The following is a 5,488-nucleotide window of genomic DNA, read 5'->3' on the forward strand; positions in this document are numbered from 1 at the left end:
GAACCGCCGCCAAGCGTTTCACGTTTTTCTCACGGGTCGCCTTCAAGCGGCACGCATATAGTGTTCGCTATGACGAAGGACAAAAAACACTCGAAACCGACTTTGACAGAAGCAGTGCCGCTACCTGTCCGTGACGTAGCAGATTTCCATTTGCGCTGGCCTGAGTTCCGGGCCACAGCGCTGGAAATCGCGGATCTTGATACTCTTAGCGCAGCGCAGAAGGAGACGCTGCGCTGGCTCGTGCGTCTAGCTGACCGTGTTGGTGCGGGCGATCTGACGTAGGCTCAGGACCGGCTCTGTTGCACAAATGGTTTGATGTTGGTGCTTCCACTTCCCCCGGACGGCCCTATCCCACGACCTCTGTCACGGGAGTGCCGAGTGCGGTGAAGCCGTTCAGGACGGCTATCCGCACCTGGAACTGAGCGACCTGACGGTCGAAGTCCCGAGTGGCCAGACGTTGGTCGGGCAGTTTGACACAGTGCTTTTTCGTTTCGATGCGGCTCCAGCGGTGATAGCCGCTCGATCGTCGCCAGATCGTCCGGCCGAAGCGTTTTGATGCGCGCAGGGCCTCGTTGCGCGCCATCGCACCCAGGGTGTCGGCCTTCCATGGCTTGGCGTTCTTGCGAGATGGGATGATCGCAGCGGCACCACGGGCAGTGATGGTGTCGTGGCACTTGCGGGTGTCGAAGGCACCGTCCGTTGCCCGGCAACGGTTTGCCTGCAAACCGTGAGAGGGGGCGGTGACGCTGGCGATCTCCTGATCGGGTGGGATATGGTCGAGCAGTTCGGGCAGCATGGGCGCGTCTCCCACATCGCTGATGGTTAACTTGGCAGCTCGGATTTCCAGCGTTTGCTCGTCAATTCCCCCTCTCGGCGAATGTGCCATTCGCCTGTCGGGCAACTGATGTGGATCTTGCGCCAGACGCGCCGTTTCGTGCCACCATGCTTGCAGGCGTTCCACTCGCCTTCGCCCTCGAGCTTGATGCCAGTGCTGTCGATCAGCAGATGCAGCGGGCCGTCCGATCCGCGGTAGGGGATGTTGCCTCTCAGCGGTTTCTGGCGTCACGACAACGTGCTGAAGTTCGGCACCATCCAGTCCAGGCCAATGAGGCGGAGCAGGCTTTCGACGAACCCGGTGGTCTGTCGCAGTGCCATCCCGAACAGAACCTTCATCGTCAGGCAGGTCTGGATCGCTGCGTCACCGTAGTCGGGCTGCCGACCGCGTTTGCCGGTCGCTGCAGCCTCCCAAGGCATGGCGGGATCGAACCAGCCTTACGGCGATTGCGGGCAATCGCCAACCGGCCAACGGATCGTCAGCGAGCCACGGCGCTTGAGCGCTTCCTTGTAGGCTGACCAGTTCCTGGTCTTGTACGCCGGGGGTGAGGATCTGATCATGCCGCCCAACTATCACACTAGATCCACAAGATGAATCCCTCATGGGATCTGTCCAACAGAGCCAAGCTCACAGACCAGCAGGTCACTCGGCTGGAGCCAAGTCGCCCATAGGCGGTCCGTCCGACCGTTTGATCCCGGTCTTATCGGTCGGCCCCACGCGGATGCCGCTACGGTCGACCGATGCGCGTTCCGCCACGATCCGGTCTACCAGACCCTCGGCCCGCTCGATTGAACCGAGGAGTGCCAGCAATGCACCCTTCTCGCCTGCGGCGACCGAGCGGTTCTGTAGCGCCTGCCAGCGCAACTCCTCGAAGCCTAGAATGACGCTGTGACCGGCGGGCATCCGTGGCTGCATCGCCGGGTCGAACAGCACCCGGTTCAGCGACTGGTCCAGACGCTCCAACCCCTGGCCAAGCACCGTGCGCGCGGCGTCCGAGAAGGGTTCGCGCTTTACCCGGCGCGCGATCTGGTAGAGCGATTCCGAGAGCGCAGACGTAAAGTCCACCTCTTCGATCAGCGAGGCGACAAGGTCTAGCTGATCCCGGGAGAGGCCGTCCTGAAAGAGCTGCGACTGGAAGGAACGGATCTCGCGGCTAAGGACATCGGTCGCGGCCCGGTGTTCGCCGGGGTCCTTTGGCGCCCCCGGTTTGCCGCGGGCGATATCCAGGAAGACGGCCCCGGCGCGCAGGTGACGTTGGGCTTCCTGCTGCACGGCCGGGAGGGCTGCGTCGAAGTCGGCGACCAGTTTCTTGTCGAGGAAACGCGGGATCGAATAGTCCTCGATATCGTCTGCTTTGCTATGTCCGACGCGGTTCAGGAACCGCTCGAAGGTGCTGACGAAGGGGAAGAGGATCATCAGGTTGAAGATGTTGAAGACGATCGAGAAGGCACCCACGGCAATCGGAACGCCCGGGAACGTCTCTTGCCCGTCGACGATCACCGCCGCGCCGGGGTCGATCCCCCAGTTGGCAAGGGCCAACTTGAGCGCCCAGATCGCCGGGAAGAACAGCGCCAGCACCACCGTGACCCCGATGAAGTTGAAGCTGATATGGGCATAGGCCGCGCGCTTGGCGTTTTTCGACAGGTTCAGCGAGGCCATCCACGAGGTGATCGTGGTGCCAAGGTCGGCGCCGACGGCAAAGGCGATGGCGGTTTCCCAGGACAGGATGCCCGAGGCGCCGAGGCCCATGACGATACCGATGGTCGCCGAGGAGGAGTGGATCAGCGCGGTGATCAGCGCGGCCAGAAGCACACACATGACGACCCCGCCAAAGGTGCTGGCGTCCAGCGACTGGATGACCTCAAGCACTTCGGGCATCTTGCGCAGGGGCTTCAGGCCGCCGGTCATCAGGTTAAGCCCGTAGAAGATCAGCGAAAAGCCCATGGCGGCGAGCGAGAAGTTCCGCAGCCGGTCGGACTTGGCGAAGCAGTAGACCGTTGCGAAAACTCCCCCGAAGAGAAGGCCCAGCGGACCCAGCGGCAATGCGATCAGCCCGTTGCCAAGCGTCGTGCCGACGTTCGCGCCCATGATGACCGAGATTGCCGATCGGAGCCCCAAGACGCCTGCGTTCACCAGCCCGACCGTCATGACGGTCATCGCGGTTGAAGACTGGATGATGCCGGTGATGACGGTCCCGGCGATCACGCCTTTGACGGGCGTTCCGGCCATCTTGGCCAGCCATGCGCGCATCTTGTTGACCGACAGGGCTTGAATGCCGCTGGCCATGAACTCAAGGCCCAGCAAGAAGATGCCCAAGCCCCCGATCACGGGAGCGATGATCTCTTTGAACAGATCGACTTCCACGGTCACACCTCAGATTGCAGGCTTTCGCCGGTTCAGATTCAGGATTTCGGTTTGAAGGCGGTGGCCCAGTGGGCCTCGACCTCTGCGACGATCTCGGTCGGAAGGGCCACATAGCCAAGCGCGTCGGCCTGACGCGGGGCTTCGGCGTAGAAGTAGCCGAAGAAGTTCAGGGCGCGGTCGTTCTGAGCGGTGTTCTGGTCGCGCCGCATGACGACATAGACGGTCGCCGTCATCGGCCAATCGCCGCCCGACGATGCAACGGTGGAGGAGATGCCGCCGCTTGCCGTCCAGAACCCGGCACCGACAGCGGCACGAATGGTCTGTGGCTTCGGTTCGACGACCTCGCCCGCGCCGTTTACCAGCTGCACGACATCGAGGCCCGCTCGGCCGGCCTGCCCCACTTCGGCATAGCCGATGGCGCCCGGTGTCGCATCCACCGCCGCGATGATCCCGCGGCTGCCCTCGGCGGCTTCGCCCACGGGCCACTTTACCTGTGCCGCCTGGCCCATCGTCCAGTCCGCGCTCCGCGAAAGGTAGCCGGTAAAGGTCCAGGTCGTGCCCGAGCCGTCGCCCCGATGCCGTACGGCAATCGGAAGGTCGGGCAGCTTTACATCGGGGTTCAGCGCGGCAATCGCCGGATCGGCCCAGGTGGTGATCTTGCCCGAGAAGATCGCTGCCAGCGTATCCGCGTCGAGCGTCAGCGCTTTGCCGTCAAGGTCAAGGTTGGTGACCGGGGCCGCCGCGCCATTGATCAGCGGGAACTGCACCCAGCCGCGCTCTTCCAGGTCCTTGGCCGAGACCGGAACTTCGGTTGCGGCGAACGTGACCGCCGGATTGGCCAGCCGTACCAGCCCGCCGATCGAGCCGACCGGATCATAATCAAGCGCGGTGGAGCCGGCAGACCAGTCGCCGCTCTCGCCTTCTTGGCTGACGACATCCACTCGGTCGGCGGCCAGATAGCCCTGATACGAGGTCGAGACGCGCTGCAGGATCGGGTTCACAAGGGTGGAGCCCGCACCGGAGACCCGCCCCTCTTCGTTCGTGCCTGCGGTCGCGAAAACCAGAAAGCCGATGCCAAGGAACACAATCGTAGCCACGGCGAACCGTCTGCCTATGCTCCAAGGTTTGGTCACTACTGCAACGCCATAGTCTTGCGAAGCAAGCATTTGCGGCCCTCCCTGCATGGCCGCCCGCGCCGGGCAACATATTGCTGGGTAAAGCTGAACTAACACGCATTTGTGACAGACTTTGTTCGGCCCCCGAGTTCAGCACGGGTGAATCTGTCACAGAACTTCGGCTTAGGCCCGTGTTGGTAAAGAGGTTTTCACGTGGTCCGTTGACCTTGCATCAAGCTGATGTCCGCTATGGATACCAGCTGGCAGGGCATCTGATGTCGAACACTGATCGGACGGCTTTTGAACGCTTCATTGCGGTGGTCCGCGCCCATCATCAGGCATTGGGCGCAAAATGGGACTTCGCGATACGGCTCCGGTCGTTCAAGAGGTGGCTTCGCGATCCGCTCAGCGCATCGCCTCTGGTACCGATTCCGTACCAAACAATTCAATGGAAAGCCCTTCGCAAATCACGTACTTAGAGTATACCGAACGGGACCCGTTCCATTCGACCGGTCGACTTCATTGCGAAAAACCGGAGACGCATGAACACTCCTGAAAAGGTTCTCCCAATTCAAGCGGAACTGGCACGGGGCAAGGTCGGGCTTCTCGCTTTCGCCAAGCATGCGGGCAGAAACCTCCTTGCGGTTATTCCGGACGAGACAAAGACCCAGCGCCACGTGCGGGGCCCGGCCCGGATGCATTTCGTCATCGATCCCGCAATCATCGAGACCATACTGGTCGAGAAGGCCGCCATCTTTCCAAAGTCTCAGGTGACCAAGAACATCCTCTTTTCTGCGATTGGCAACGGCATGATCCTTTCGGAAGGTCCCGTCTGGAAGGAACAGCGTCGCCGCTATGCCCCGCTCTTTGCGGCGCGCAACTTGCCGGTTCTGGCACAGCATTTCGCCGAAACCGGGGGCGCGCTGGCGGCCCGGCTCGCGGCCACCGACGCGGAGGTTGACATCGTCAAGCTGGCGCAGGAAGCAACCCTCGGTGACATCTCACGAGTGATGTTTTCAGGCGGGCAGGATGTTGACCCTGAGGAGGTCCGGCTTGGGCTGAAACGCTACACCGCCTATGTCGCCGACATGTCGCTCTTTGACCTGATGGGATTGCCGGGTTGGGTTCCACGCCTGAAATGGCTGAAAAGCCGTGCACCCGTGGTCAACATGCG

At 62.2% G+C, this 5,488-nt stretch carries 4 protein-coding genes and 1 pseudogene; 2 read left to right on the top strand and 3 right to left on the bottom strand.

Annotation, left to right across the window (positions count from 1 at the left end; genetic code table 11):
* The coding region (locus tag ACRCSW_RS17220) for a hypothetical protein (protein WP_438706877.1) at nucleotides 1-282 on the top strand (282 nt) is incomplete at its 5' end.
* 64 nt (nucleotides 283-346) lie between these two features.
* On the opposite strand, the pseudogene ACRCSW_RS17225 reads toward ACRCSW_RS17220, so the two are convergent.
* The 3 genes and pseudogenes from ACRCSW_RS17225 to pstS form a co-directional block, all read right to left on the bottom strand.
* A pseudogene (locus ACRCSW_RS17225) lies at nucleotides 347-1,395 on the bottom strand (IS5 family transposase).
* 82 nt (nucleotides 1,396-1,477) lie between these two features.
* Complete coding sequence (locus tag ACRCSW_RS17230; protein WP_438706878.1) at nucleotides 1,478-3,199, bottom strand: Na/Pi cotransporter family protein; 1,722 nt, start codon at nucleotides 3,197-3,199, stop codon at nucleotides 1,478-1,480.
* Nucleotides 3,200-3,237: 38 nt separating this feature from the next.
* Nucleotides 3,238-4,365, bottom strand: coding sequence for a phosphate ABC transporter substrate-binding protein PstS (gene pstS, locus ACRCSW_RS17235; protein ID WP_438706879.1), 1,128 nt, complete (start codon nucleotides 4,363-4,365; stop codon nucleotides 3,238-3,240).
* Nucleotides 4,366-4,856: 491 nt separating this feature from the next.
* Between pstS and ACRCSW_RS17240 the strand changes: the two genes are divergently transcribed.
* A partial coding sequence (locus tag ACRCSW_RS17240; protein WP_438706880.1) for a cytochrome P450 occupies nucleotides 4,857-5,488 on the top strand: 632 nt, incomplete at its 3' end.

The sequence above is a fragment of the Tabrizicola sp. genome, assembly GCF_051645465.1.
In the GTDB taxonomy this organism is placed as follows: Bacteria; Pseudomonadota; Alphaproteobacteria; order Rhodobacterales; family Rhodobacteraceae; genus Tabrizicola.

Bases quoted from the DNA above. Each gene is read 5' to 3' on its own strand.
- pstS (WP_438706879.1), bottom strand. From the start codon at position 4,365: ATGCTTGCTTCGCAAGACTATGGCGTTGCAGTAGTGACCAAACCTTGG.